This window comes from Paenibacillus caseinilyticus (assembly GCF_027533645.1).
GTDB lineage: Bacteria > Bacillota > Bacilli > Paenibacillales > NBRC-103111 > Paenibacillus_G > Paenibacillus_G caseinilyticus.
This window is the reverse complement of sequence record NZ_JAQAGY010000015.1, coordinates 128,159-152,944: the sequence shown is the minus strand read 5'-3', so window position 1 is coordinate 152,944 and position 24,786 is coordinate 128,159. Positions and strand designations below refer to the sequence as shown.

25 protein-coding genes are annotated in these 24,786 nt (G+C 58.2%); 18 read left to right on the top strand and 7 right to left on the bottom strand.

Annotated elements, in window-relative coordinates; translation table 11 throughout:
* Positions 1-130: 130 nt before the first annotated feature.
* The 3 genes from O9H32_RS21205 to O9H32_RS21195 all read left to right on the top strand — a co-directional run bounded on the left by O9H32_RS21205 (position 131) and on the right by O9H32_RS21195 (position 2,933).
* Positions 131-670: a hypothetical protein gene (locus O9H32_RS21205; RefSeq protein WP_269868125.1), complete on the top strand. Its 540-nt coding sequence runs from the start codon at positions 131-133 to the stop codon at positions 668-670.
* Positions 671-917: 247 nt separating this feature from the next.
* Complete coding sequence (locus tag O9H32_RS21200) at positions 918-1,724, top strand: class I SAM-dependent methyltransferase (RefSeq protein ID WP_269868124.1); 807 nt, start codon at positions 918-920, stop codon at positions 1,722-1,724.
* A gap of 114 nt (positions 1,725-1,838) precedes the next feature.
* Positions 1,839-2,933 carry a M24 family metallopeptidase gene (locus O9H32_RS21195; protein WP_269868123.1) on the top strand — a complete coding sequence of 365 codons (1,095 nt, stop codon included), beginning with the start codon at positions 1,839-1,841 and terminating at the stop codon, positions 2,931-2,933.
* A 291-nt stretch (positions 2,934-3,224) separates the two neighbouring features.
* On the opposite strand, the gene O9H32_RS21190 is transcribed toward O9H32_RS21195, so the two are convergent.
* Positions 3,225-4,685: a glycosyl hydrolase family 18 protein gene (locus O9H32_RS21190; RefSeq protein ID WP_319946946.1), complete on the bottom strand. Its 1,461-nt coding sequence runs from the start codon at positions 4,683-4,685 to the stop codon at positions 3,225-3,227.
* A gap of 473 nt (positions 4,686-5,158) precedes the next feature.
* Between O9H32_RS21190 and O9H32_RS21185 the strand changes: the two genes are divergently transcribed.
* From O9H32_RS21185 to O9H32_RS21165, 5 genes are all read left to right on the top strand, one after another.
* Positions 5,159-6,241, top strand: coding sequence for a S1C family serine protease (locus O9H32_RS21185; RefSeq protein ID WP_406627362.1), 1,083 nt, complete (start codon positions 5,159-5,161; stop codon positions 6,239-6,241).
* A gap of 14 nt (positions 6,242-6,255) precedes the next feature.
* A complete protein-coding gene (locus tag O9H32_RS21180; protein ID WP_269868121.1) occupies positions 6,256-8,139 on the top strand; it encodes a copper amine oxidase N-terminal domain-containing protein in 1,884 nt (627 codons plus the stop codon).
* Positions 8,140-8,313: 174 nt separating this feature from the next.
* On the top strand, positions 8,314-9,516 hold the full coding sequence (locus O9H32_RS21175) for an MFS transporter (protein WP_269868120.1): 1,203 nt from the start codon (positions 8,314-8,316) through the stop codon (positions 9,514-9,516).
* A gap of 258 nt (positions 9,517-9,774) precedes the next feature.
* Entirely contained in the window at positions 9,775-10,593 is an 819-nt protein-coding gene (gene speD, locus O9H32_RS21170) for an adenosylmethionine decarboxylase (protein ID WP_269868119.1), read from the top strand.
* 270 nt (positions 10,594-10,863) lie between these two features.
* Positions 10,864-11,208 carry a hypothetical protein gene (locus tag O9H32_RS21165; protein ID WP_269868118.1) on the top strand — a complete coding sequence of 115 codons (345 nt, stop codon included), beginning with the start codon at positions 10,864-10,866 and terminating at the stop codon, positions 11,206-11,208.
* 122 nt (positions 11,209-11,330) lie between these two features.
* On the opposite strand, the gene O9H32_RS21160 is transcribed toward O9H32_RS21165, so the two are convergent.
* Positions 11,331-12,107 carry a DUF1836 domain-containing protein gene (locus O9H32_RS21160; protein ID WP_269868117.1) on the bottom strand — a complete coding sequence of 259 codons (777 nt, stop codon included), beginning with the start codon at positions 12,105-12,107 and terminating at the stop codon, positions 11,331-11,333.
* A gap of 258 nt (positions 12,108-12,365) precedes the next feature.
* Here O9H32_RS21160 and O9H32_RS21155 point away from each other — a divergent pair, with 258 nt between their 5' ends.
* A complete protein-coding gene (locus O9H32_RS21155) occupies positions 12,366-13,694 on the top strand; it encodes a hemolysin family protein (RefSeq protein ID WP_269868116.1) in 1,329 nt (442 codons plus the stop codon).
* Positions 13,695-13,881: 187 nt separating this feature from the next.
* On the opposite strand, the gene O9H32_RS21150 is transcribed toward O9H32_RS21155, so the two are convergent.
* The 3 genes from O9H32_RS21150 to O9H32_RS21140 all read right to left on the bottom strand — a co-directional run bounded on the left by O9H32_RS21150 (position 13,882) and on the right by O9H32_RS21140 (position 15,507).
* Positions 13,882-14,499: an AAA family ATPase gene (locus tag O9H32_RS21150; protein ID WP_269868115.1), complete on the bottom strand. Its 618-nt coding sequence runs from the start codon at positions 14,497-14,499 to the stop codon at positions 13,882-13,884.
* A gap of 283 nt (positions 14,500-14,782) precedes the next feature.
* On the bottom strand, positions 14,783-15,133 hold the full coding sequence (locus O9H32_RS21145) for a thioredoxin family protein (protein WP_269868114.1): 351 nt from the start codon (positions 15,131-15,133) through the stop codon (positions 14,783-14,785).
* Positions 15,130-15,507 (bottom strand): MerR family transcriptional regulator, encoded by a 378-nt coding sequence (locus O9H32_RS21140; RefSeq protein WP_269868155.1) that lies wholly within the window; start codon positions 15,505-15,507, stop codon positions 15,130-15,132. The genes O9H32_RS21145 and O9H32_RS21140 overlap by 4 nt, the downstream gene beginning before the upstream one ends.
* A 686-nt stretch (positions 15,508-16,193) precedes the next feature.
* On the opposite strand from O9H32_RS21140, the gene O9H32_RS21135 reads away from it, so the two are divergent.
* From O9H32_RS21135 to O9H32_RS21105, 7 genes are all read left to right on the top strand, one after another.
* Positions 16,194-17,120 (top strand): DoxX-like family protein, encoded by a 927-nt coding sequence (locus tag O9H32_RS21135; protein ID WP_269868113.1) that lies wholly within the window; start codon positions 16,194-16,196, stop codon positions 17,118-17,120.
* Positions 17,117-17,797 carry a DUF4166 domain-containing protein gene (locus O9H32_RS21130; RefSeq protein ID WP_269868112.1) on the top strand — a complete coding sequence of 227 codons (681 nt, stop codon included), beginning with the start codon at positions 17,117-17,119 and terminating at the stop codon, positions 17,795-17,797. Before O9H32_RS21135 ends, O9H32_RS21130 begins: the two co-directional genes overlap by 4 nt.
* A 141-nt stretch (positions 17,798-17,938) precedes the next feature.
* Positions 17,939-18,643 (top strand): Crp/Fnr family transcriptional regulator, encoded by a 705-nt coding sequence (locus O9H32_RS21125; protein ID WP_269868111.1) that lies wholly within the window; start codon positions 17,939-17,941, stop codon positions 18,641-18,643.
* Positions 18,640-19,848: an MFS transporter gene (locus tag O9H32_RS21120; RefSeq protein ID WP_269868110.1), complete on the top strand. Its 1,209-nt coding sequence runs from the start codon at positions 18,640-18,642 to the stop codon at positions 19,846-19,848. The genes O9H32_RS21125 and O9H32_RS21120 overlap by 4 nt, the downstream gene beginning before the upstream one ends.
* Before the next feature lie 210 nt (positions 19,849-20,058).
* Positions 20,059-20,421 (top strand): (2Fe-2S) ferredoxin domain-containing protein, encoded by a 363-nt coding sequence (locus tag O9H32_RS21115; RefSeq protein ID WP_269868109.1) that lies wholly within the window; start codon positions 20,059-20,061, stop codon positions 20,419-20,421.
* 131 nt (positions 20,422-20,552) lie between these two features.
* Positions 20,553-20,804: a YolD-like family protein gene (locus O9H32_RS21110; RefSeq protein WP_269868108.1), complete on the top strand. Its 252-nt coding sequence runs from the start codon at positions 20,553-20,555 to the stop codon at positions 20,802-20,804.
* Between the two features lie 33 nt (positions 20,805-20,837).
* On the top strand, positions 20,838-21,509 hold the full coding sequence (locus O9H32_RS21105; RefSeq protein WP_269868107.1) for a sulfite oxidase-like oxidoreductase: 672 nt from the start codon (positions 20,838-20,840) through the stop codon (positions 21,507-21,509).
* Positions 21,510-21,639: 130 nt separating this feature from the next.
* On the opposite strand, the gene O9H32_RS21100 is transcribed toward O9H32_RS21105, so the two are convergent.
* Positions 21,640-21,879, bottom strand: coding sequence for a hypothetical protein (locus O9H32_RS21100; RefSeq protein WP_269868106.1), 240 nt, complete (start codon positions 21,877-21,879; stop codon positions 21,640-21,642).
* 282 nt (positions 21,880-22,161) lie between these two features.
* Here O9H32_RS21100 and O9H32_RS21095 point away from each other — a divergent pair, with 282 nt between their 5' ends.
* Both O9H32_RS21095 and O9H32_RS21090 read left to right on the top strand, forming a co-directional pair.
* Entirely contained in the window at positions 22,162-22,467 is a 306-nt protein-coding gene (locus O9H32_RS21095) for an alpha-glucosidase C-terminal domain-containing protein (protein ID WP_406627358.1), read from the top strand.
* A 163-nt stretch (positions 22,468-22,630) separates the two neighbouring features.
* Entirely contained in the window at positions 22,631-23,074 is a 444-nt protein-coding gene (locus O9H32_RS21090; RefSeq protein ID WP_269868105.1) for a hypothetical protein, read from the top strand.
* A 314-nt stretch (positions 23,075-23,388) separates the two neighbouring features.
* Here the strand turns inward: O9H32_RS21090 and O9H32_RS21085 are convergent, their stop codons facing one another.
* Entirely contained in the window at positions 23,389-24,621 is a 1,233-nt protein-coding gene (locus tag O9H32_RS21085; RefSeq protein WP_269868104.1) for a ParB/RepB/Spo0J family partition protein, read from the bottom strand.
* Positions 24,622-24,786: the final 165 nt, after the last annotated feature.

Genomic DNA, 24,786 nt, shown 5'->3' with positions numbered 1-24,786 from the left:
CCGGAATTGGGATACCCTAAGGGATAAATTAACAAGTAGGCCCCGTTCTGACGATATGTACCCTAGGGCTTATCATCCATTCATCCCAGCGAGGAAGCTGCGTACGCGGGAATTCGGGAGGACACTATGTATGTCGGATATGAATCGTAAATTTCATTATTGGCTGGAGAACGGCACGCTGATCTATGCCAGCTTTCTCCCCAAAGGCCAAAAAACGCCGGTCAAGCTGTGGGGCCGGATCATGAAGTTCGATATGCTGGAGGACGGAGACATCTCCTTCGTGCTGTACAATGAGGATACGAAGCAGTCGGAGGGCATCCGGCTGTCAACGCTGGACGACTTCCAGGCCGAAGAAGAGCCGGACGTGCAGTACGTGACTTATTATCCGGGCGAAGGCTCACAGGTCGTCAGTTCCATCCATGGATCGGCACCGAAGACCGACGCAGTTGTGCCTGCGGAGCCGTTACCTCAGGAGGCGGTAGCCGCCGAAGCAAGGCAAAATCCCGAGTCCGGCAAAGGGACGGCCGGCGCTCCGGTAACATCGGGGCCGGCACCCGAAGCGGCAGTACGGTCCGGCAGGGCCGATGAGCTGCGCGAGCTCGCGCTTCAGCTGGCGGAGGAGGACCAGATCCTGCTGCTGGGCATGGCCAGGAGGCTGGCTTCCCGCTGACCCGGTGCCCGCCATATCTCACAAGCTTGATTCTCACGAAGAATACTGCGTGTCCTGAAGCCGGAAGCGATTCCGGCTTTTGGGTATGGGCTCATCCCGTACGAGAAGCGGACAGGGAAGCTGGTTCATCCTCCTGCTCTAAGGCGGTGGCGTTGACAGCGCATTGGATATCCTTTACAGTTATGAGCCGGAGAGTACAGCATGTCCATGGAAAAGAGTGAGTTCTTCGGTGAGAGGGGGATGGAAGATGGACAAGGTGACAGACTCTAATCGGGCGGGCTGGAGCCGGCACGCTTACGAAGCCTGGATCCGCGGCAAGGGGAGGCCGGAGGAGCTCGCAGAGCAGCTGCGCAGAGATCCCGGTAAGAAGCTTGCCCCGTTCGGAACGCTGCTGGGTGACCTTCGCGGCAAGCGTGCGGCCAATCTGCTGGGCTCGAATGGCAAAGCCGCTGTAGCGCTCGCCCTGCTGGGGGCCGAGGTGACCGTGGTCGATCTCTCGCCGGAGAATGCAAGGTATGCGGGCGAGCTGGCGGCTGCAGCAGGCGTACGACTCCGGTATATCGTCTCCGACGTTATGGCGATTCCGGCGGAAGAGCCGATGGAAGGCTTCGATCTGGTGCTGATGGAGCTAGGGATTCTCCATTGGCTGCAGGATCTGCGGGCATTCTTCGGCCGGGTGGCCGGCATGCTGCGGCCCGGAGGACGCATGGTCCTTCGCGATTATCACCCTGTCGCCCGCAAACTGCTGCGCTGGAAGGGCGGACAGGTGACCGCTGACGGGAATTATTTTGACGAGAGCCTGGAGCCGGGGGTGGTTCCGTATGCGGTGTTCCTCACAGCGGAGGAACGCGCCGGCCTTAGCACCGTGTATACGAGGGGCTGGACGATGGGAGAGATCGTGACGGCTGTCGCCGAAGCGGGCCTGATGATCCGGTCTCTGCAGGAAGAACGGGGCAGTGCACAGCGCTGGGTATTCCCTGAAGAAGCGCCATCCGGAACCGAAGACCGCCTCCCGGGCATCTACATCCTGGCGGCAGATCGGCCGCCGGAATAGGGAGATCCGCCTGCCGGAGTTTAACGCAGAAGGCTCGGCATAGTACAATAGAGAGCGAAGATCCAGTTATACTTACATATGAAGATCATGGAACAAGAAAGGCGGACTGCCCAAATGAAAGAACGGATCACGAAGCTGTACGAGCTGCTCGAAGGGGAGCGGCTGGATGCGATAATCATTACCCATCCGAAGAGCGTGTATTACTTCACGGGCTTCTATACGAATCCCCACGAGCGGTTCCTCGCGCTGGTGTGCCCGAGAGGGGAGGAGCCGATCCTGTATGTGCCTGCGCTGGATGAAGAGAAGGCGGTACAGTCCTCTTCGGTGACGAAGATTGCGTCGCATCTCGACGCGGAGAATCCGTATGCCAAACTCTCGGAGCTCCTGGGCGGACGGCAGCTGGCGAGGATCGGCGTGCAGGAAGACCATTTGAACGTCAAAAGCTACCGTGCGCTGATGGCCTGCACCTCTGCCGGGGAAGCCTACAACCTGGAGGGTGAGCTGGCCGCCATGCGGGTCATCAAGGATGCGGCGGAAATCGCCGTGGTCCGGCGGGCCATCCATTGCATCGAAGAGGTATTCCGCAGCGCGGCTGCGCAGGTGAAGCCGGGGATGACCGAAGTGGAGCTCGTCGCCGAGATGGAGTACCAGATGCGGCGCCTCGGCTCCGAGGGGCCTTCCTTCGAGACGATGGTGCTCTCAGGTGCAAAATCCGGTCTCCCGCATGGCGTCTCCTCATCGGATCCGATCCGGGAAGGACACCTCCTGCTGCTTGATGCCGGTGTGTTCGTGGACGGGTACGCCTCGGATCTCACCCGGACATTCGCAGTAGGCGAGGTCGGGGACGAAGTGCGGGCCGTATACGATGCCGTGCTGCAGGCCAACCTGGCCATGATCGCCGCCGCCCGCCCGGGCGTCTCGTTCGGCAGCCTCGACCGTGCCGCCCGCAGCACGATCGAGGGCAGAGGCTACGGCGAGTTCTTCATTACCCGGGCCGGACACGGCTTCGGCCTCGAGATTCACGAGTATCCTTCGATTCACGGAGGCAACGAGGATGTGTTGAAGGAAGGCATGCTCTTCACGGCGGAGCCCGGCATCTATATCCCAGGCTTCGGCGGCGTCCGCATCGAAGACAACGTGGTGGTGACCCCGGATGGGGCGGAGGTGCTCACGACCTTCCCCAAAGAGTTGACGGTTATCGGCGTGTAAGGCCGGCGGAGAGCCCTCAGCCGTCCCGAGGCCGGCGCCCGCATCATGAGGGGTTCCATCATATGCCCGGCAGCTTGCCGTGGGCACACACCACAACCCGGAAGAAGGAGCAAGGCTCCTTCCCCGGGTTGTGGTGCTGCCCTCTTCGGGAATCGGGTTAGCCCTGCAGGCATTTCGCAGCAGAGTAAAGGTTCCCTGAACGACAAAGCCCCCACCGTGAAGGATGGGGGCCGGGTTGCTTGGGAAGAGGACGAAATGCAATGTTCCTATAAGGTAAGAGTGCCTGCGGATTTAATGACGAAGGCCGTTTCTTACAGCCGTTTGAAGCGTCTTGCTGCGGTCCTGGGTGACTTCCCAGGACATCGCGCCGGCAAGCCGGTTTTTCTTGATATATTTCACTTTCTCCTTAATGGACTGCTCGTCGTCGTAGGAGATGAAGACTCCGCCGTCCGGATTGTAGAGGTACGGCGTCTTGGTCTTGTTGTTCCAATACCGCTTGTAGCCGTTCTTGTTGATATAGTTGGCTTCGAGGTCGTAGAAGTCGTACCTCCCGTGCTCCCACGTGCCTGTCCCTGACGGGCCGGTGCAAGACTGATACAGGCCGCCGTTCTCGCTGCCGCAGCCCTGCAGACCGAAGCCGTAGTAAGCCAGCCCCATGACCAGCTTCGACGGAGACACGCCGGCCTTCAGATGATTCTGGATGGCCTGGTCTGCATTGAAGTTGCGCGGGTTCGCGCCGTTATCCGCCCGATCATAGTACAGAGGGGCATTCTGGCCGGCTCTTTTTTCTCCGCTGCCATGAAAATCATAGGTCATGATATTGATCCAATCGACCGTTTTGGATATTTTGTCCAGCTCCGTATTCGTAACGAACGTAGGGTTCGCGCCGGAGACGATCGTCAGGAGATAGCGCTTGCCGTCGGCTTTGCCGGCTTTGTCGAGCTCCGCGCGGATGGTCCGCAGCAGCAGCGTATAATTCTGCTTGTCGGCCGGGCTTGACGCGTTGCCCGCAAGACCCCCGCCTCCCGGATACTCCCAGTCGAGATCGACGCCGTCGAATTGGTATTTGCGCAGAAAATCAACCGCTGACTTGGCGAAGGCTGCCCGAGCTGCCGGGTCTGCGGCCACCTCGGAGAAGCGGTTCGACCAAGACCATCCGCCGACGGAGATGATCGTCTGCAGATGCGGGTTCGCTTCCTTCAGCTTGATAAGCTGCTTGAAGCTTCCCTTGACCGGCTCGTCCCCTGTATCGCCCGGATATGCCATGCCGGTGTCCGCCCAAGGATCGCCCTGTACGATCGTGCCGTTCGGCACATCGATAGTCCCGGTTTCGTCGGCGCAGGCATAAGACTGCGGGTTGGGGGCGGTCGGGTCGAGATTCCCGTGCTGCCCGTTCCAGCAGATGTCGGCGAACGCATAGTTGATGTGCGTAATTTTGCTCGCATCGATGTCCGCCACTTTGAAGTTACGCCCGTACACGGACCAAGACGTATAGTAGGTTACAATTTTATAGTTATCATTATTGCCCCGGTCCGGGGCCTTCTTCCATAAGGCTGGCACCTTGGACGGCTCCCATCCCTTCTGGGAGGTATGGGGCTGAATAATTTCGTAGGTCGAACCGTTGTAATCCGCCTCGTCGCCCGTCTGGTAGGATGTATCCGGTGCCCAAGAGGCAGCCCCGAAGGCGGCGGAGGGGAAGAGCGATACCATAAGCGAGGCGGAGAGCACAAAAGTCCACGGTTTTCTGTTCATAACTACAAGTCACACTCCTCTGTTCTATGTCGAACTCCAGTGAATCCATCCGGCGGATCGTGCTGTCGGGTCAGACGGCAGGTCGCTTCTTGGTCCCCGGTTCACCTCGCACCTGGCAGGCTCTTGCCTGTGTGCCTCCAGCTTATTGGACTTCATTATCAGGCACACCGCTGAAGATGAAAACGGATAATATCGTCCAACCGGGGGGCAAATTTTCACAATGCAGGCAGGTACGATCGATTCCTCCCGAGACGGTAACCATTGATTGTTTTTCCAATAACTGCTTGTCCGCATTAGGGGGCCAAACCGTCGACAGATGAGCCTTTATCGCTTATATTCATATACATACGACCAAAGAACTAGATATTGTCTGGTTCTAAAGAATCAATTCCTTCGTAGGACTTAGATAGAAAGGGAGAGTCAGATTGAGCTCCATATGGATGAAAAAGATAGGCAGTGTGGCTGCTTTGTCGATGTTACTTGGACCCGGCAGCGCTCTGGCACAGGCCGGTGAACCTCAGCCAGTTGCGTGGGCAACCACCCAGGTGAACGGCGAGACGTACGTTAAAGAGTCGGATGTATTGCACACGCTGGGCGGCGAAGGAGCTTACCGGGCGGAGACGAACACCTACGTCTACACAGCGGCCTCGGCGGTTCCGGAGGTGGTGAAGAAGGTGTCTCCGGTAACGGTGGGCATTATCGGCAAGCCCCTTGGAAGCAGCTCATCGGCGGACAACCGCTACAATCTCGCCCACGGCACCGGGATAATCGTGCAGTCGGATGGACTCATCATCACGAATGCCCATGTGGTCAAAGATATGAGCCAGCTTATCGTCGTGACGGCGGATGGCAGGCAATATACGGGGATAACGACACACATGGACGAAGAAAGCGACTTGGCTTTGGTCAAAATTGAGGCAGCTGGCCTGCAGACCGCGGTCTTCGCTAAGAGCAGCGAGCTTCAAGTAGGGGAGACGGTCGTGGCGATCGGCACGCCCATCTCGTTCGCCCTGCGCAACTCCGTATCGGTAGGTGTCGTCAGCGGGATGGACCGATCGCTGCACAGCACGTACAGGCTGATCCAGACGGATGCCGCGATTAACCCGGGCAACAGCGGCGGGGCTTTGGTGAACATGAAGGGCGAGATTGTCGGCATCAATTCGCTTAAGCTGTCGGCAGCCGGCATTGACGGCCTGGGATTTGCGATTCCGTCCGACACCGTGCAGTATGTGCTGCATCATTTCTTGAGTTACGGCCGGGTGAAGCATCCGGGTCTGGGGCTGGATGTCGAAGAGAGCTGGGCGGCGATTGTCGGCCTTCCTTCCGACGATCCGCTCCGCGTTGCCCGCATTCACCCGGGAACGTCTGCTGCGGCAGCCGGGATCAAGGAGGGAGACGTGCTCTACTCGATCGGCGACAAGAATGTGAAGAGCATCGTTGATCTCAACGAGTACCTGAAGCAGTATTCGCCTGGGGATCAGATCACGCTCACGCTTCAATCCGGGGGAGACCTCGTTCAGAAAGAAATTACATTAGTCGAAGCCAACCCTAACTAACGGAGAGTGACATCATGAAGAGGATTTGGAAAGCAGGACTTGGAACGCTGATGCTGTGGTACGCGATCCAGCCTGCAGGCGCCTGGGCCCAGACTACGGAGTCCGGCCAAAGCGTTCAGATCGAGCTTACGCTCGGACAGAACGTCTTGAAAGTGAATAACGAAACGCTGACCGTAGAAAAGCCCTATGTCTCAAACGGAGCGACGCTGGTTCCCCTGCGTGTGATCACTACGGCGTTCGGAGCGGTGCTCCGGTGGGATTCCGAGACGCGGACTGTGGGACTGAGGAGCGGTGACACTTCCTTGTCACTGCAGATCGACAGTACGACAGCAACCGTGAACGGACTCCCCGAGCAGCTGGAAGCAGCACCGGAGCTGCAGAACGGCACGACCATGGTGCCGCTGCGATTTATTGCCGAGAAATTCGGGGCGCAGGTCGCTTTCGACGAGGCAACCCGGACCATTACGATTAAGGGAACGGCTGCCGCGACGCTTGACGGCAGCGGCATTGATACGGATCTCGGAAAGACACAGATCGGCAACAGTTACTTCGGTTGGTCGATGAAATACCCCACAGGTCTTATTAAGGAGTACCAAAGCTTTCAGGAGGATGCGACCGGCTTCGAAGACGCGAACGGCGAGTTCTACCTTGCCGTTGAGGCGGAGCTCGACGTAACCGAGAATATGTCCGAGGATGCGCTGCTCAGCCGTCTGTCAGACGATGCGGAGGGCAAGGTTCTGAAGAAAACCTTCGTCCAAGACGGTGCACGCTCCTATGCGCTTATCGTGAGCCAAAAAGATGGGAAGATCTACGAGCTCCGCGCCTATCAGAGCGGGGACCGGCTTTATATCGTAAGTCTTTTCGTCAACAAGGAAGAGAATTATAAGAACCCGCTCAAATATAATGCATACAAAGACCTGCTCGACAGCTTCAAGATGACTTTCGATGCCAAAGACGCCTCCCTCAAGGATCTGTCCACGGTGAAAGCGGGGTATCGTACGTATACAGATGAAACCTATGGATACGCACTCAAGCTTCCGGCCGATTGGCAGATGATGAAAGATCCGTACAACAACATCGGATTTCTTGACCCGAAGCAGAATAAAAGCATTATTGTAACGATCTCATCCAAATCGGAGTCCGAAACGCTTCAGACTTGGACGGACCGGATGCTGAAGAAGTACGAAGGACAGTTCGTCAGTGAATACCGCAAAACGGAACCCCTGCAGAGCCTTACCCTCGACAACATGCCGGCCGCAGCCATCCGGTCTAAGGCTACATTTGACAAGAAAAACTGGAAGGTTGCCGAGGATGTCTTCGTGATCAAAGGCGATTACAAATATCAGATTCACTTTCAGTTCGAAAAGGAAAGCGAAGTTTCTGAAATGCTGATCAAAGATACGCTGAACTCCCTGAAGATCAGCCGTCCCTCTTCCTCTATCGGCACACTCAAAGATGGTGCGGACAGTGAACAGACACAGACAAGCGTAGTCAAGAACAAAACGTACGGCTACAATGTGAAAGTTCCTTCCCATTGGAAGCAGAATACGGATGTTGAACAGCAAACGCTTGCCTTTGATACGGGATACGGCGTATTCATTGTTCTTTCCGCTGAAGATGCTGAGGTCCCCTCTAAAGTGTTGGTAGCCAAGCTGAAAGAGAAGCTCAAGGAGCAGGAAGGGAGCGACTTCAAGGAGATCGAGAGCAAGACCGTGACGGTCGCCGGGGTGGATGCGTCCTGGAACGTATACGAAGCCGGGAATGCGATAACGGTTCTTTGCGCCTTCGAGAAGAACGGCACTTCGTATATCCTCCATTCGGTCCAGCCAACAGCCGTGTATACCGAAGCGTTGAAGGGGCAGATCGAATCTGCCATGCTTTCCATTCAAGTGCCATAATTCGATCCCTTTTTAAGATCTGCACTAAACCGGATTCCATCTTATTCCTTTTGAGGAGTAAGAGGATCCGGTTTTTTCTTATTGTAAAAGGGTTGTTGCGGGGTTCATTTTTGACCAAGGATCAGATACAATAAGCAGGCGTGCCTTATCTTGTTCTGCAAAGGAGAATGAGCATTGAATCCAATCCGTCAACCTGCGCCCGATGCTTCGATTCCTCTTCGGCATTATCTCGTGTTGATCACCGTGGTGATCGCAGCGGGCATGAACCAAGGGATGCTGCTGCCGCTTCTGACGATGCTGCTCGAGCAGACCGGCGTGTCCTCGGGAGTGAACGGTCTGAATGCCGCAGCCCTATATATCGGTATCTTCGCGACGATGTTCTGGATCGAGAAGCCCGTCCGGCGGTATGGCTACAAACCCGTGATCCTCGGCGGGATGGTGATCGTATGTATAGCCCTCATCTTGTTCCCTGTTTTCCCTCATTACTGGGTATGGCTGCTGCTGCGCATAGCCGTTGGCGTGGGGGACAGCGGGCTGCATTATGCCACCCAGCTGTGGATCGTCGCCTCCTCGCCGCCGGACCGCCGCGGGCGCTATATCTCACTGTACGGCATGGCGTATGGCGCCGGCTTCTCGATCGGTCCGCTCGGCATCAACCTGCTGGCCTTCGGCGAAAGCGTGCCGTTCCTTGCGGCGGCCCTCTTGTCGGCCGTCTCGCTCCTGCTCGTGCTGAAGCTGCGGAACGGCCATCCGGAGAGGGGGAGAGAAGGCTCGCGCCTCAAAGTGAGCTACCCGGCGGTATTCCGGCTCGCCTGGTTCGCGCTGCTGACCTCGTTCCTCTACGGCTACATGGAGTCGTCGATGAACAGCAACTTCCCGGTGTACGGCCTCCGGGCGGGCTTCAGCGATGCCTGGATCTCGCTGCTGCTGCCTGCGGTCGGCGTCGGTTCGCTGGTCCTTCAGCTGCCGCTCGGCATCTGGAGCGACCGGTGGGGACGCCGACGCGTGCTGATGGGCGCCGGCCTGATCGGCGGTGCGGCTTTCCTGGCCGTTCCGTTCTTCGCGGATGGCAGCCCTTATGCGCTGCTGCTCCTCTTCGGCATTGCTGGAGGGATGGTCGGCTCTTTCTATACCCTGGGGCTGGCTTATGCGGCCGATGTGGTGCCGGGAGCCGTGCTGCCGCGGACCAATGTCATTGCCTCGGTGCTGTTCAGCGTCGGCAGCATCCTCGGTCCGGGGATCGGAGGCTTCAGCATGCAGTACGGTTCCCTCCACAGCATGTTCTATTGGCTCGGCGGCGCGTTCGTCCTCTTCGCGCTGCTCGGCCTGTTGTACCGTCCGGCCGCCGCGGCTGCTGCGCGGGAAGTGTCGGTATAACCCGCTTGGCCCGGTCCGCTTCTTCGGAAGCGGGCCTTTTTGAATGGCTGCAGAGAAGGGGAGGGGACGGGACGGGAACAGGGGAAGGGCCTGCGGCCGGATATAGCAGGTGATCGCGGCCCCGGATCGGCAGGGGGTGTTTTTTATCGGGTAGATTGGGTAAACATAGTATGTATGCCGCTGTGCCATACGGGAGAACGAAGGCCGCAGGGGAAGTAGGGCGGTCCCAAACATTGTTACCAGAAGGAGACATCGCTTATGAAACTGACACCGGAACAGCGCGTCACACTGCATGGCTTCAATAATCTCACGAAATCGCTCAGCTTCAATATGTACGATATCTGCTACACGAAGACAAAGGAAGAACGCGAAGCCTACATTGAATATATCGACGAACAGTACAATGCCGACCGGCTGACTAAAATACTGAAGAACGTGTCGGATATCATCGGTGCGCATGTACTCAACATAGCGAAGCAGGACTACGTGCCCCAAGGGGCGAGCGTCACGGTGCTCGTGTCGGAAGGACCGGTGGTGGAGGTGCCGACGGAGTCGTTCGAGGAGTCGCCCGGACCGCTGCCCTCGACCGTAGTCATGCAGCTCGACAAAAGCCACATTACCGTGCATACGTACCCGGAATATCATCCGGACGAGGGCATCAGCACCTTCCGGGCGGATATCGATGTATCGACCTGCGGAGAGATCTCCCCGCTGAAGACGCTGAATTATCTCATCCATTCCTTCGACACGGACATCATGGCGATGGATTACCGGGTGCGCGGATTCACGAGGGACATCCATGGGCACAAGCTGTTCATCGACCATGAGATCAGTTCGATCCAGAATTATATCCCTGAAGAGATCAAGGATATGTATGATATGATCGATGTGAACGTATACCAGGAGAATATATTCCATACGAAGTGCAAGCTGAAGGAATTCGATCTCGATAATTATCTCTTCGGCTATACCAAAGACAAACTGCCGAGGCATGAGCAGGAGCAGATCACCGACCGTCTCAAGACCGAGATGGATGAGATCTATTACGCGAAGAACATTTCATTCGTAGGCAATTAGGACTGGCGGCAGTTAGGATGCACGCTGGCACTCTTACCTGGATCATGGATAGATGTCACAGAGCCCGCCTCCGGAATGGAGGGGGGCAGTTGGCGTTATGGCTCCCTCGGGCCTCAGTCCAAGGCGCAGCCAAGAGGATAAGAATCAAGAAGGGAAGACGCTGGACGATCTCTACGCCATGTTAATCTTGTCAACTACGGGATCGAAGGCACGCATTACGAGCTTGCGGACGGCAGAGCGAAGATCCCTTCCGATCCGGCCAAGGTTGCCGTGAACGACCGGGAGGTACGGCCGCTGCTCAGCTTGCGGATCGGGGGGCCGGAGACGGTAGCCGGGCTGAAGGCCTACGTCGACAAGCCGCTTCAGCAGAAGACGGACGACAGCATGGAAGATAACAGCAAGATCCTGATTACGGATCCGACCGCTTCGTTCAATTCGCCGACCAGGGATAAGAATGGCGTTCCTCTGGGACAGATCATCACAGATGCTACCTATCAATATATCATGGGCAAAATAGACGAGAAGGGCTTCCAGTCCGCCATTGACAAGTGGAAGAAAGAAGGCGGGGATGCCGTGATACAGGAGATTGGCGAGCAGTACGTCAAGTTGAAGTAACCCAGGCGCCACCGGCAGGGCTTCGCGCGCCGCCGGACAACAGCACAAAAGATCGCCTGTCCAATCCTGGAGGGCGATCTTTTGTGCTGCCCGAGGGGATGCGGAGTAAGACCGGCACCCCTTCAAGTCAAGTTGTTTAAGAACAGGGTGGCGTGGAGATAGCGCCGGGCCATCGAATGGAAGTAAGCGGTCTGCACCGAGATCATCGCGATGAACAGCATATTGCGCACGGCTTCCCTCTGCTGCGGGCCCAGGTGTTCCATAGCGCAGGCATATTGGTCCGCTTTTTGGCGGATCGTCAGCTCCGTTAAAGAATCGTGATTCCGCTTGCCGGCCACATGTCCCTGCACATCCATGAGCTGGTCGTTGTTGGCGTCAAGCTCCTCGAACAAGCGGGAATACGCCTCATAGAGGTCAACGGGACGGAGCAGATCGTCCTCCTCATCTTCGGGCTTTTGGAAGATAATCTCGAAGAGCTTGCGGATGGACTCGAAGTCGAGGCAGTGCTTCAGGTCGTCGATAATGAACAGCATCGCCGCCTGGTCGATCGAATATTTTTTGCCAACTTTGGGCGATCCTAAGAAATCTTTAAAATCACGTTTCACCCAGTTCTGCATGGACGTAATGGACATATGCGTATACTCGATGCCGCTGCCGAGCGAGACGATTTCCTGCAGGGAGAAGCCTTCCACCCGTTCGGTCCTGATCATCTTCTCGAGCACCGGCGTCAGTTGTGTGGACAAAAAAGCGGAGAGCGATGCGCCGTGCTGCACTTCGGTCCTATGGTTCTTCTTCCAGGCTTCCTGCAGCACCGTAAGCGGCCTCACCGCGCCGGATCTTCCTTTCAGCGAGAGGAGAATAACCGCCATTTCTTTTCGGGTCAGCGTGAATGTCTCCATACCATCTCCTCTTTTCACAGTTTATAGGGAGGGACGACGAGTTCATTTGAACCCATCATAAAACGTTAGCATTCCTTTGTCAAAGTGAGGGAGCGGGCGCGCGGGGGCACTTTAGCCGCCAAGCTACACCGCATCGCCTCTACAGGGGGAGCCAGCGCCCTAAATGGTCTTTTGAGGAATGGCCGGAACTAAGATATAATAAGTTCATAAGAACTCTTTGAATGAGACTCTTAAAAATATGTTTTAAGGAAGGTTGATATGGCCTTAAATTTGTTTCTTGTAGCCCTTCTCATTTTGTTCACAGCCTTTTTCGTCGCTACGGAATTCGCGATTATCCGCCTCCGCAGCTCCCGGGTGGACCAGCTGATCCTGGAAGGACGGAAAAATGCGGCCGCGGTGCAAAAGGTCCAGCGCAATCTGGACGGATATCTATCCGCCTGCCAGCTCGGGATCACCATCACGGCGCTCGGACTCGGGTGGCTGGGGGAGCCCACGGTGGAAGCCCTGCTTCATCCGTTGTTTGCCTGGCTTGAACTATCCGATGAACTGGCTACACCGATCTCCTTCCTCACCGCCTTTGTCTTAATGACCTATATTCACGTGGTATTCGGGGAACTGGCTCCAAAGACGTTCGCGATCCACAAAGCGGAAGAGATCTCGCTGATGCTGGCGCCGCCGATTATGCTGTTCTACAAAGTCATGTATCCGTTCATCTGGCTGCTCAACGGATCCGCGAACAGCCTCGTCCGGATGTTCGGCCTGAAGCCGGCCACAGAGCATGAGGAAGCGCACTCCGAGGAAGAGATACAGATCATCGTCTCCGAAAGCTTCCAGAGCGGCAAGATTAACCAGACCGAGTACGGCTACGTCAACCGTATATTCGCCTTCGACGAGATGCTGGCCAAGGAAATTATGGTGCCCCGCACGGATATGGTCTGCTTATATACGAACAGCACGCTTCAAGAGAATCTCGAAATCATCCGCCGCGAGCAGTACACGCGGTTTCCCGTAGCCCAGGAGAGCAAGGATAACATCATTGGGATGATCAATACGAAACAGTTTTTTCTGAAGTACGACAACAACCCGGATACGTTCGACTTCTCCTCGCTGGTTCATCCGGTATTGACGGTTCCCGAATATATGCCGGTCAACAAGCTGCTGACGCGGATGCAAAAGGAACGGGTGCATATTGCGCTGCTCGTGGATGAATACGGGGGGACGTCGGGGCTCCTCACGATGGAGGATATTCTGGAAGAGATCGTCGGCGAGATCCGCGACGAATTCGATGCGGATGAAGCCAAGGAGATCGAGAAGCTGGGAGACCGCCATTATATCTTCGACGGCAAAATCTCGCTGACCGAGGTGAACGACCTGCTCGGCAGCCACCTGGACAACGACGATGTGGATACGATCGGGGGCTGGCTCTTCGCGGCCAACTCCGAGATCAAAGTGAACGCGCCATGGGTCCGGGACGATCTCGAGTTCGTGGTGCTCAAGAAAGACAGCTACCGTATCCGCCGGGTCGAGATCCGCAAAGCGGGTCCGTCCGTTCCGGAGGAGTCTGAGGCCGAGACGGCAGAGGCGTAAGAGCGTGCGAGCACAAAAAGTCGGGAGGGTTCCCGGCTTTTTGTGTATAGCAGAACGTGTGAACTCAAGACCAAATCCCGTGTATCATCGGTGGGGATATCCGTGCTTGTGCGCTTGTTCACGTCATGCCGGCGGGGCCGGTGATTCATGCCGGAGACAGCTCCGGTGTCCCCATCCGAAATGAAGATCAGGGATGGCGCTCAAGCTCTCCGCCGGAGGGCCTGCCATAGACGAAGTGCTCCAATTCGGCGAGCCGTCCGTCGGTAAGCGGCGCCGAGTTGTCGAAGCGGAGCACGGAGGAGGCCGGGATAGCCCAGCGGATCTCGCGGCGGCGGAGGGAGCGGCGGAAGTCGTCCCAATGCTCCAGCTTCCACTCGTCGAGCGGGGAACCCCGGCCGCGGAGCCGCTCGGCATAGTCTTCTTCGGCCGGGAGATAGACGTATACCGCTCTCACCTCTACGGCAGACAGCGAAGCGCCGATACGTTCCAGCTCCTTCCCGATCCACCCGGGATCTTCGGTCTCTTGGGTGAACGGACCCACGACCACCGCATCGATACCGAGAGCTATATTCTCCAGCGCCGCATCCATCGTGATGCGGTAGCCCAGATCGCGGCAACGGACTTTGTATTCCGCGGAGTCGCGGTCGGCCGGGTCGAGGCCGGAGAGCTCCATAATCTTCTCGGCGGCCGGACGCAGCAGCGTGTCCATGTCGAAGAAGGCGGAGCGGCGCTTCGCGGCGAGCCTCTTGGCGAGGGTTGTCTTGCCTGCGGCAGCAGGGCCTACAAAAAAGGTCAGTGTGGCCATTGGGGGATTCTCCTTGGAAATAGGGATAGTGTAGGAGGCATGAAACGAAGTGCTATGGATCCCATTATAAGCCGCTCGGCGGCCACATCCAAGCAGGGAATGTAGGCCGTATCTCCCGAAGCGAGCGAATGCGGGACAGCAAGCGGGCTGCCAGATTTAAGGGGCGGACTATAACAAAAACCACCGGAGGGTGTCCGGTGGTGATGGGCTACGCCGAATGAGATAGGAAGGGGACAGGGGGCGGCTCTTGAGTGTCCTTATTGAGCATAATTATTGAGCATCCTTATTCGCTGGCGGAGCCACTGCCAGCAGCCGGAGCCAAATACTTATCGATCATGTTCCGGTAGCCCTCCGGGGAACGGAGTCCGACCAGTTTCTCCATCGGCTCCCCATTCTTGAAGAGAATTACCGTCGGCATGGACATGACCCCGTAAGCGGCGGCCGACTCGGGGGAATCGTCGCAGTTCAGCTTCAGGATCGACAGGTTCTCCCCGTACGCCTCCCCCAGCTCATCGAGCATTGGCAGCAGCGTCCGGCAGGGGGCGCACCACGGCGCTCCAAAATCAACAAGCGTAAGCGGGTGGGCTTCCAGCCCGGCCTTCAGGTTCGTATCGTTCACATTTTCCGGTTTCATACCTGTATTCCTCCCGAGTGAGTTTGTTGTTCCGCATGGATGGCATCGATCCGTTCGATGAGATTCGAGCGGATGCGTGTCAGGAGCTCGATCTGCTCGTTCATCTCCGCAAGTTTCTTCTCGTACACCGGGAGCACTTCGCGGCAGAAGGCTTCTTTGTTCTTCATGACGCATTGAAGGAATCCGGCGATCTGTTCCGTGGTCAGACCGAGGCTCAGGTAGAACTGGATGCTCCGCACCTGATCCGCCGCAAAAGGGGTATATTCCCGGTAGCCGTTCGCCGACCGGACAGATTGAATCAAGCCTTGCTCTTCATAGTAGCGCAGCGAACGGATGCTGGCTCCCGTGGCTTTCGCAAGCTCACCGATCCGCAATGGATTCACCGCCTCCTTTCACCTGATGTACTCCCAGTATAAACCATGACATTGATGTGAGGGTCAAGAGGGATGGCCGATTTTTTTGCCTTCTCCGGAGGGCCGGGCGGATTTCGTTATGTGGAGGAGCGTGTGGTCTGCACAGTTAGGGGGACGGTGCTGGACAAAGAGCAGACTAAGCATGGACTGCAGGGAAAACAGCCTAGCCCGCCAGGAACCTTCCCGAGAAGGTCTCTGACGGGCTCTATGATGGCTCTACACTTGTGTGTGCTCCGTGACATTCAGGACGCAGCTGCTGCATTTAAGGGCACGGCTGGTACCGGTAATCGGACAACCGGCGGGTCCGTGCGATGATCGCGAGACGGCCGCTAATCACAGCAAAAGTATATGTGATGGCGACATTGCCTTCTTCACTGCCCGACAGGACGGCTCTTACGATGGTCCGTCTTCACCTCCTATCCTATTCTATGAGAAAGCAGCACCTGGGGTGTGCTAGGTTTGCAGCCATTTCATAGAGCAGGCATGCGCGTAAAGTCTTAGGGGGGAAGCACTGCAGCAGCGGTGATAACGGAGGAGACACTTCCTGCTTTTTCGCCGGATTTCGCATGGTGATCCCCCCTATGGTAAAGTTTATGAGAGGCAGACATTCCTTTCAGTCCGTCTTCGCCTCAGGGAGGACCGAAGCTGTGAGAAGAAAACCGATCTACGTGGAACTGACGATAGATACAGCGATGCAGGCACTGTGGAAGCATACACAGACCCCGGAGCTTCACGAGCAGTGGGATCTTCGGTTCTCGGAGATCCGTTACCTGCCGAAGAAGGACGAGTCCGATCCCCAGCGCTTCCTGTACCGCACCCGGATCGGGTTCGGGCTCTCGATTGCCGGGGAGGGAGAGACAGCAGGGACAACAGAGAAGAACGGCGTGAGAACCTCGGTGCTGGCCTTCTCGTCGGACCAGCCGATCTCTTTGATCCGGGAAGGAGCAGGGTTCTGGCGGTATGAGCCGGACGGGGAGCGGGTGCGGTTCCTGACGCGATATGATTATCGGACGCGCTTCGGCAGGTGGGGAACGGCGGCGGACGCCCTGGTCTTCCGGCCTCTGATGGGCTGGGCCACCGCCTGGAGCTTCGACTGTCTGAGGCTGTGGCTGGAGAAGGGCATTCCTCCCCGTCTGTCCGTGACCCGAATGCTTACGCACGGCTTGTGCCTGACGGTACTTGCGCTGGATTGGATGTACCAAGGCTTGGTGCCGAAGCTGCTCTATCCGGATGCCGGGGAGCTGGAGATTCTGCGGGGCACCGGCTGGTTCGCCGGCAGCGAAGAAGCCGTCATCCGCCTGCTGGGCGCTGCCGAGATAGCTTTCGGTCTCGGGATAGCGGCAGCCGGCATCAAGTACGGACGGTGGGTCTACGGCCTCAACTTGATCCTGCTCGTGCTGCTTGGGTTGAGCGCGGCCGCAGGGGACGCCGGCACGTATGCCGAGCCGTTCAATCCCGTCACGCTGAACCTGTCGATGATGGGGATAGCCGTGGCTGGGATACTGCAGCTGCGGGACCTGCCGGAAGCCGGGCGGTGCAGGCGCAAGCCCATAGGGAAGGAGGAAGAGCTATGAGCTCCATCTACGAGAGAGTGCTTGGAAGCGACTTCGGCCGGCTTCATCCCGAGATCCGCCGACGGTTCGGGTTCGGCTCCGAGGACGGCATCGCTTCGATCGGCCGGGGAACGATGGACCGGGTATGGCACGGCAAAGCGTTCACGAAGCCATTCCTCTCCCTTGGGGCGTGGCGCAACATTATGTTTCCCCAGCAAGGGGAGAACGTGCCGTTCACCATCGAGAATTATGCCTATGTGGACCGATACGGAAGGGAGACGGTAACGTGGGTTCGTACGTTCCAGTTTCCGGATCGGGAGCGCCGTTTTGACGCGACGATGGTGTACAGCGAGCAGCGCGGCAAGATCGTCGACTATTTGGGCACGCACCAGCATTTGGCCGTAGAGATCGACATGGAGGTGGCGGATCACGGCGGGATCCGGCTGAGATCGGGCAATCAATACTTCTATGAGGGCTGGATCGGGTTCCGGTTTCCGATGCGCTTCTCGGGGTATGCCGACGTATGCGAATGGTTCGACGAACGGGAGGGACTTTTTCGGATCGATGTGCATGTTGCCAATCCCGCCTTCGGGCCGTTATTCGGCTACAGCGGCCGGTTTCATGCCGAGTACATCAAGGTGGAGGTAGGGAGGGTTCCCCCGGCAGTGAAGCCGGTGCGGGAAGAGCGGCGCGAGTAAGATCGCCGTGTTCGGCGTCCTTCCAGGACTGCAGCGGCTGGTGGCACACCCGGTTTGCGGTGCCGTTCGGGACATATGTCCTTTTCATCGGGGGAAGAATCCGGTTTAATGGGGGTATCAGAGAACAGACAGGTGGAATGTATGGAGATTACCCGAATTCTTTCAACATACAAGCAGATTGCCGAGCTGTTCGCCGGCGTGGCCGAGGAAGCGCTGAACGAATGGCAGGTGCTGGTATACCGTCCCGGCGAGAAGCTGTGCGGGCAGGAGGAGCCGCTTACCCTGCTGCAGATTGTAGTAGAAGGGATAGTGCAGGCTGAGCACCATGTGCCGGCCGGAGAAGGCGTCGTGCTCGCGAGGATGGCGAGCGGGCATATGATCGGCGACCTCGAGCTGCTGCTGGAGAAGCCGGTCGTCTGCCAGGCCGTTGCGGTCGTGCCGACTACGGTACTGGCGACCCCGGTGGAGAAGTTCCGCCGCCGGCTCGAGTCCGATCTCGTCTACTCCCGCATGCTGAATATGCAGCTGGCCGACAAGCTGTACCAGTCATCGGTCAGCTCGGCGGAGCATGCCCTCGTTCCGCTGAAGCAGCGGCTGCTAAAATATTGGGACGAGCGGCTGTCCCCGCTGGACTTTGCGGGCCAGCCTACACAGGAGCTTCCCTTCTCCTCCGAGGAGACGGCAAGGCAGCTGCGGGTAACGAGCCGCAGCGTCAACCGGATCATGAAGGAGTGGAAAGAGCAGGGCATTCTGAAGTCCGGACGCCACCGGGTGACGGTGACGGAGAGAACCCGTGCGTTCATCCGGCGGTCGCTGTGGGAGAGCGCAGCAGGGGCCGACTCATGACGCAGATCCGAGCCGCTGCCGGAGGCGTCCGGGCAGAAGGCGGAATGCACGCGGCGGCGCTCAAAGCTTTCTACTTCTGCTATTTCGCTTCATACGGCGCCCTCTTCCCTTACCTGATTCCCTACCTGCAGGAGCGAACTGCCCTGAGCGGTCTGCAGACCGGCATCCTCTTGGCCGTGCAGCCGCTGATGATCATCCTCATACAGCCCTTGTGGGGGCTGCTGTGCGATGCGACCCGGCAGGCCAAACCGATCCTGGCGGCGGCAACCTTCTGTACGATGGGGAGCGGGCTGGCGCTGACGGTCGCGGATTCATATGGCGCGATGGTGCTGGCCCTCATCGGCGTCTCTACGTTCCAGTGCGCGGTCATGCCGATTGCCGACAGCTTGACGATGACCTACTCGCTGCGGACGGGGCGGTCTTACGGTTCGTTCGGGCTCTGGGGCGCGATCGGCTTCTCGGCTTCCGTCTTCCTGACGGGCAAGCTTGCGGATGTATTCGGCATGCCGGTGTCCATCTGGTGTTTTGCTGCGGCAAGCGCCGGGTGCCTGCTCTTCGTCGCGTTCCTTCCCGGTACACTCGGAGATCGACGGGACCGGAAGGGGCAGCCGTCCACGGTCACGGCCGTCCTGCAGCTGCTGCGGATCCCCAGAGTGTGGATGTTCCTGCTCGCGGCGCTCTTCATCATGGGCCCCGTCTTCGCGAACAATACCTACTTCGGCACGTATGCGGCAGGTCTTGGGGGAAGCGCAGCGGGAGTGGGCCTGCTCATGCTGATCGCGGCGGGAAGCGAGATCCCGTTCATGCAGGTCGCCGAGCGGTTCGCCGCACGGCTGGGCCTGCTGCCTCTATTGACGGCCGCGGGGCTGTTCACGGCGGTAAGATGGTACATGTACCTCTTTGACCTGCCTCAGGCCCTGCTGTACCTCACTCTGCTCATGCAGGGCTTCTCCGTTGGCCTTCTCCTGCCCTTAACGATACGGTATATCGTGGCCGCTTCCCCGCAGGAAGTGCGCGTGACCGCGATTTCACTGTACTCGATGATGGGCGGCGGGGTGGGGAATGCCCTGTGCAACTTCGCGGGGGGGCTGCTTCTCCTAGCTTTCTCGGTTCATGCGGTATACCTGTTCTTCGCCGTTCTGGCCACCCTCGGGGTCCTGCTGCTAGTGGGCATCGGTGTGATCGGACGGCGCGCGGGCCAATAGTTGCCGAAGCAGGGGCCCATCCGGTATCATAGAGTAGATTCGATTCGTAGAGTTAGCCGTTATTCCGCTGAAGCTGCGGGCGTCTTTTCCTTTGTCGGTTGAATGGCGAGGGAGAGGACGCCTTTTTTGGCGGCACATGGACATAGATTCATAGAGTGGAGCACAGGGAGGCCCTGGGGACCTGCCCTGGATGGAAGGAGGAGGTGCGCTGTGGCGACATGGAATTTGACGGATACGAAGCATCATGTGCTGATCTGCAACGGAGGCAGCTGTATGCGAGGGGACGCCGAGGCGGTAACCCAGGCTCTGCGGGCGGAGATCCGGGAGAATGGGGCTGACCGCCGCATCCATACGACGCGGACGAGGTGCAACGGACGCTGCGAAGATGCCTGCGTGGTGATCGTATACCCCGAAGGAGTCTGGTACAGGGGAGTGACCCCGGAATCGGCCAAGGTCATCGTACGGGAGCATCTGCTGGAGGATCGACCCGTGGAGGAAAGAGCGGTCTATACCTACGGCCAAGAAGGCCTCATCGCGTCCGGGAACGGGCCGGCCGGCGTAGAGAAGAAGTAGGGGACGCAGCGGAAGGGGGCAGCGGGATCAGACGGGGTCCTATCGGTCCTTCATGCTCCCTTTTGTGCTATAATGATAGGATAGGTAACGCCGACTAAAGATAGATTGTGGTAAGGCAGGGAGGAGTAAACATGGCAAAAGCAAAGGTGGCCAAGCGTCCGACGCGGGACGAATTCGAACTGGAGGAGCTCGGGAACCAGCTCGTGGAAGCGAAGAATGAAGATTCCGAAATTGTGCTCACGGTCTGGGGATGGGCGGAGCAGGTGCGCGGTCGGATCGTGAATATGGACTCCAGGACGAAGCTCGTTCATCTGGAGGGGCAGGGCGGGACGACGAAAGTGCCGTTCATGGATATCATGAAAGTGGAGTATCCGAGAGATTAGCAGCACGATGCACAGCAGAGGAGGGTTATATTCATGCATGGCAAAGCGGACAGGCTGAAAGCGGTGAAGGCGCATCCGGCTGCCTCTTCGAAGCCGGAGCTGGCCCATCGGCTGCCTCCCGGGCAGGTGTGGACCGAGCGGTTCCCTATCCTGCATGAGGGAGAGGTGCCCCAGTATGAAATGTCCGGATGGAGCCTCCGGATCTTCGGCGGCGGGCAGGAGGAGCGGACGATCTCTTACGCGGAGCTGATGAAGCTGCCGCAGACGACGCTCCGCTGCGATATTCACTGCGTGACCCGGTGGTCCAAGGCGGATACCGAGTGGACGGGCGTCCGGTTCCGGGATTTGCTCGTGGCGCTCGATATCACGCCAGCTGCTCCTTACGTGATGATCCATGCCGATCCCGATTACGATACGAACGTGCCTCTGCCGGATCTGATGGGAGATGCCCTGCTGGCTCATTCCTATAACGGGGAGCCGCTCACGCCGAAGCACGGCTGGCCGCTGCGGCTGGTCGTGCCGCACCTGTACTTCTGGAAGAGCGCGAAGTGGATCCGCGGCATCGAATTCATGGAAGAAGACCGGACCGGCTTCTGGGAACGCAACGGATTCCACAATACGGCCGATCCGTTCCGCGAGCAGCGCTTCTCCGGCGAGGAGCTGCCGATCCCCGAAGACGAATGGGTACATAAGGACTACGATTGACGGATAGGGATCGGATGATGAACAACCACCCGGGCGGCTGCGGCTGCCGGGTGGCTGTTTGTGTTCCTTTCCGGCTCCAGTACGGGAGCCGGAAAGGACGGCATGAGGAGATGCGTATAGCTCCTTAGGCTCATCCCGATTCGTCGGGCCGCGTCAGCTCGTCTCTGAGCCGAAGCTTGAGAGCGATAGCGGTTGAAGCGCTGGCGAGCGATTCATCCACCGAGAAGCTGATGTCGAGACTGCGTAGAGATCTGCGATCTGCGTCACGGTCAAGACCGGTTCCGGTGCGGCCGGTGGTGCGGGAACCTCCGGTCCGGCGCATCCGGACATGCTGTACAGGAGGAGCAGCAGGGCTGCAAGGCATACGCATCGTCGGTAAGATGAGGTCATGAAGAGGATAGCTCCTTCCGGCTGTTTATGAACATAGACCGATGAAGCCGGGGAAAAGTTTCAAATCCGCTCCTCACTTCTACGTGTTGGCGCCCGCTCCGAATGGCGGCCGCCAGCCGAACGGCGACCCGATGGGGTCTCTCCTGCTCCTGCTTTACTGCCCCTGCTTCCTCGCTGTCTGGTTTCACCCTGCTGGCGCTGTGGTGATGACGAATGTCCGCTACGGGTCGACGGCGAGTACCGGGATATCGAAACGCTGAATATGTACCGGGAGCGCTCGGCCCAGGGAGCAGATCCTGCGGAGCTGCTGCAGGCTATTCACGCCAAGAGGCGCGATAACGCGCTGACGCCGTTCCAATGGGCTTATCTGAGGAAGCTGGGCGAGGAGCGCTGGCTGCTCCTGCTGAACTTCTCCGAGGGGCGGGTGGAGTTCGAGCTGCATCCCGAACTGGGGGCCACCCAGGGCGAGCTCCTCATCGGGAATTACAGCGAGGCCGCCGGGGAACGGGTGTACCTGGGCAGGGTGCCGCTGCGCCCCTATGAAGCTAAGGTATACCGCCTGCTCTGAAGAAGGTGGGCATGAGCTGATTCGAGGAATACGGGCAACGGGCAAGCAGACCGGCAATTGTGTGGCATCCGGATATCGGATGCCTTTTTTTTATCGTTTTGGGTGAGGAACTGCAACATTTTGGAAGGAGAGAAGGTCATATAGGGGAAGGGGTGAAGATCGGATGCGGAACTATGGGGTATACGGTCTGCTGCTCGTGCTGTATGCGGGGCTGCTTGGGTGCCAGAACCAAAGCGAGCCGGGGGCGGCATGGAACGTGTGGCAGAGAACGGATGTGGTATCGGTGAGCCTGGAGAAGCGCAGCGGCGGGCATCCCGTTATCATGGAAGCACCCTCAATTGACCGGTGGATGGCACTTCTCCGGACGGCGGTGTACGAAGCCGGACAACCGGATCTTCGTCCGCCGGAGTACGTAGCGACGGTTAGAGTGGCCGGTGGGTCGTATTATACCTTGTCGTTCTGGCTGGAGCAGGGGGCCGGGCTCTTCACGCTGTCCGGACAGGAGGGTCACTACAAGCTCCCTCCGGATACCCAAGAGAAGCTTAGCGAGCTGATGAATAAGGTTGTGAGGGAAGAGCAGACGCTGAGCTTCAGCGCCTGGGTGTAAGGTGCGGCGGGGGGCTGTGCCCGATGTCCGAAGAAAAAGGCACGCTCCCCGAAGGGGTTCTACACTCTGAATGCAGCGGGCGGTGCCGGCAAACTTGCGGGTCTGAGCGATAGTCTCGATAACTCTCGATGGTTGAGAGGCCTAAAGAAGAGGAAAGCGGTTCGGGGGGAGAGTCGCACATAAAAATAAAAGTGCCGAAAAGTCCTGGGGACTTTTCGGCACTCTGAGCGCGGTTCCTAAGGGGCCGTGCTTTTGTTTCGTCTGGGTCTGGCTTGGAGTACTGCTCGCACAAACTTTACATTATACAAACCGACTCAAACTACTTCCTTGGCCTGCTCCCGGACCTTCATCCACTCGTCGAGCTGCGTATCGAGCTGCTCGATCAGGCGGTCGATGCCGGAGAGGACGCGGTCGCGCTCCGCCGGTGTCAAGGTGCCAAGCGACCTGACCAGGTCCGCGCGGAGCGGGGCGGTCTGGGGCATGGAAGCGAGTACCCGCTGCAGCTGGGCCTCGATGGGAGAGAGCCCCGGCTGTGCGGCAGGGGCAGCCGTCACAAGCAGCCCGGCATTCGCCAGCAGGCCGTCCGCCGGCTGCTCAGCCGGGGCGGCGATCCCTGCCGGCTGCAGCGGCGCGGCCAAAGCGGCAGCCAGCTCGAGTGCGGCGGCGGCCGGCGGGGTTGCCGCCTCAAGCGCGGCAGCAGCAGGCTGTATCGCCGCTTCGCTCGGCATAGCCGAAGCGGCCTTCTGCGCGGCCTGTGCCGCGGCTTTATCTTCGGCAACCTTTTGCTCCGCAGCGGCTTTTTCTATAGCCTTCTGCTCTGCCGCCTTGGCCCGCTCCGCTTTATTGTGCTCATGGACCGACCACGTTTCGATCAGCCCCGGGCCGCTTTTGTACAGAAGCTTGCTCTTCGTATTCTCGGTAATGTCCTTGGACTTGAAGAGCTTGGCGATCTTCTTGACGTCGCTGACGGGCATCTCGTCCTTCGCGACGGTAAGGGCCAGCGTGTCCCGGTATTCCATCGGCAGATCCTTCAGCGGAAGCAGCTGCTCTTCGGTGAGCTGGTCTTTGCGGATCTCGGTGCCGCCGACGATCAGCTTTTTGACGGCTTTGCCGAATTTGAGCAGTTCACATTTATTTTTGATGTAAGATTCCGGTTTGCCGAGTTTGTTCGATAAGTATTTGGTCGAGCTTTTGAACTTCGAATCATGAAGCAGCTTATGGAACGCTTCCGCTTCTTCGATCGGAGAGAAGCCTTCGCGGGTCAGGTTCTCCGCGATCTGCTCCAGATAAATTTCCATTTCGTCCGTGACGGTCGAGACGATACACGGGATGGCTTGACGGTTCAGCATTTGACAAGCCTTGTAGCGGCGGTTGCCATAGATGATTTTGTACCGCCCGTCCGGCGTCGTTCTTACCTTGATCGGGGACAGCAGACCGAGCTCTTCGATGCTCTCCATGAGCTCCCGCAGCGCCTCTTCGTTGAACTGATATCTGGGCTGATCCGTATCTTCGTCAATCAAATTCATCGCAATTTCGGTAATGTTCATGAGCACGTTCTCCTACCAGTCTATTTCTCCCCGCTTGGAAAGGAAGGGCGGGGCATCCCCTTATTATATAACAACAATGACGGCATGAACATGCGTCGCAAGCCGGGCGGCTCCGGAGGTTCGAATAGATTGGATATTCCTGGCGAATCCTAAGCTTCTGTCGAA

Excerpts from the sequence above, each read along its gene's own strand:
- O9H32_RS21110 (WP_269868108.1), top strand. The coding sequence starts at position 20,553 with ATGGCAAAAGCAAAGGTGGCCAAGCGTCCGACGCGGGACGAATTCGAA.
- O9H32_RS21200 (WP_269868124.1), top strand. The coding sequence starts at position 918 with ATGGACAAGGTGACAGACTCTAATCGGGCGGGCTGGAGCCGGCACGCT.
- O9H32_RS21120 (WP_269868110.1), top strand. The coding sequence starts at position 18,640 with ATGACGCAGATCCGAGCCGCTGCCGGAGGCGTCCGGGCAGAAGGCGGA.
- O9H32_RS21180 (WP_269868121.1), top strand. The coding sequence starts at position 6,256 with ATGAAGAGGATTTGGAAAGCAGGACTTGGAACGCTGATGCTGTGGTAC.
- O9H32_RS21195 (WP_269868123.1), top strand. The coding sequence starts at position 1,839 with ATGAAAGAACGGATCACGAAGCTGTACGAGCTGCTCGAAGGGGAGCGG.
- O9H32_RS21150 (WP_269868115.1), bottom strand. The coding sequence starts at position 14,499 with ATGGCCACACTGACCTTTTTTGTAGGCCCTGCTGCCGCAGGCAAGACA.
- O9H32_RS21095 (WP_406627358.1), top strand. The coding sequence starts at position 22,162 with ATGTACCGGGAGCGCTCGGCCCAGGGAGCAGATCCTGCGGAGCTGCTG.
- O9H32_RS21205 (WP_269868125.1), top strand. The coding sequence starts at position 131 with ATGTCGGATATGAATCGTAAATTTCATTATTGGCTGGAGAACGGCACG.
- O9H32_RS21130 (WP_269868112.1), top strand. The coding sequence starts at position 17,117 with ATGAGCTCCATCTACGAGAGAGTGCTTGGAAGCGACTTCGGCCGGCTT.
- O9H32_RS21145 (WP_269868114.1), bottom strand. The coding sequence starts at position 15,133 with ATGAAACCGGAAAATGTGAACGATACGAACCTGAAGGCCGGGCTGGAA.
- O9H32_RS21190 (WP_319946946.1), bottom strand. The coding sequence starts at position 4,685 with ATGAACAGAAAACCGTGGACTTTTGTGCTCTCCGCCTCGCTTATGGTA.
- O9H32_RS21125 (WP_269868111.1), top strand. The coding sequence starts at position 17,939 with ATGGAGATTACCCGAATTCTTTCAACATACAAGCAGATTGCCGAGCTG.
- O9H32_RS21105 (WP_269868107.1), top strand. The coding sequence starts at position 20,838 with ATGCATGGCAAAGCGGACAGGCTGAAAGCGGTGAAGGCGCATCCGGCT.
- O9H32_RS21185 (WP_406627362.1), top strand. The coding sequence starts at position 5,159 with ATGTTACTTGGACCCGGCAGCGCTCTGGCACAGGCCGGTGAACCTCAG.
- O9H32_RS21090 (WP_269868105.1), top strand. The coding sequence starts at position 22,631 with ATGCGGAACTATGGGGTATACGGTCTGCTGCTCGTGCTGTATGCGGGG.
- O9H32_RS21160 (WP_269868117.1), bottom strand. The coding sequence starts at position 12,107 with ATGGAGACATTCACGCTGACCCGAAAAGAAATGGCGGTTATTCTCCTC.
- speD (WP_269868119.1), top strand. The coding sequence starts at position 9,775 with ATGAAACTGACACCGGAACAGCGCGTCACACTGCATGGCTTCAATAAT.
- O9H32_RS21100 (WP_269868106.1), bottom strand. The coding sequence starts at position 21,879 with ATGCGTATGCCTTGCAGCCCTGCTGCTCCTCCTGTACAGCATGTCCGG.
- O9H32_RS21155 (WP_269868116.1), top strand. The coding sequence starts at position 12,366 with ATGGCCTTAAATTTGTTTCTTGTAGCCCTTCTCATTTTGTTCACAGCC.
- O9H32_RS21085 (WP_269868104.1), bottom strand. The coding sequence starts at position 24,621 with ATGAACATTACCGAAATTGCGATGAATTTGATTGACGAAGATACGGAT.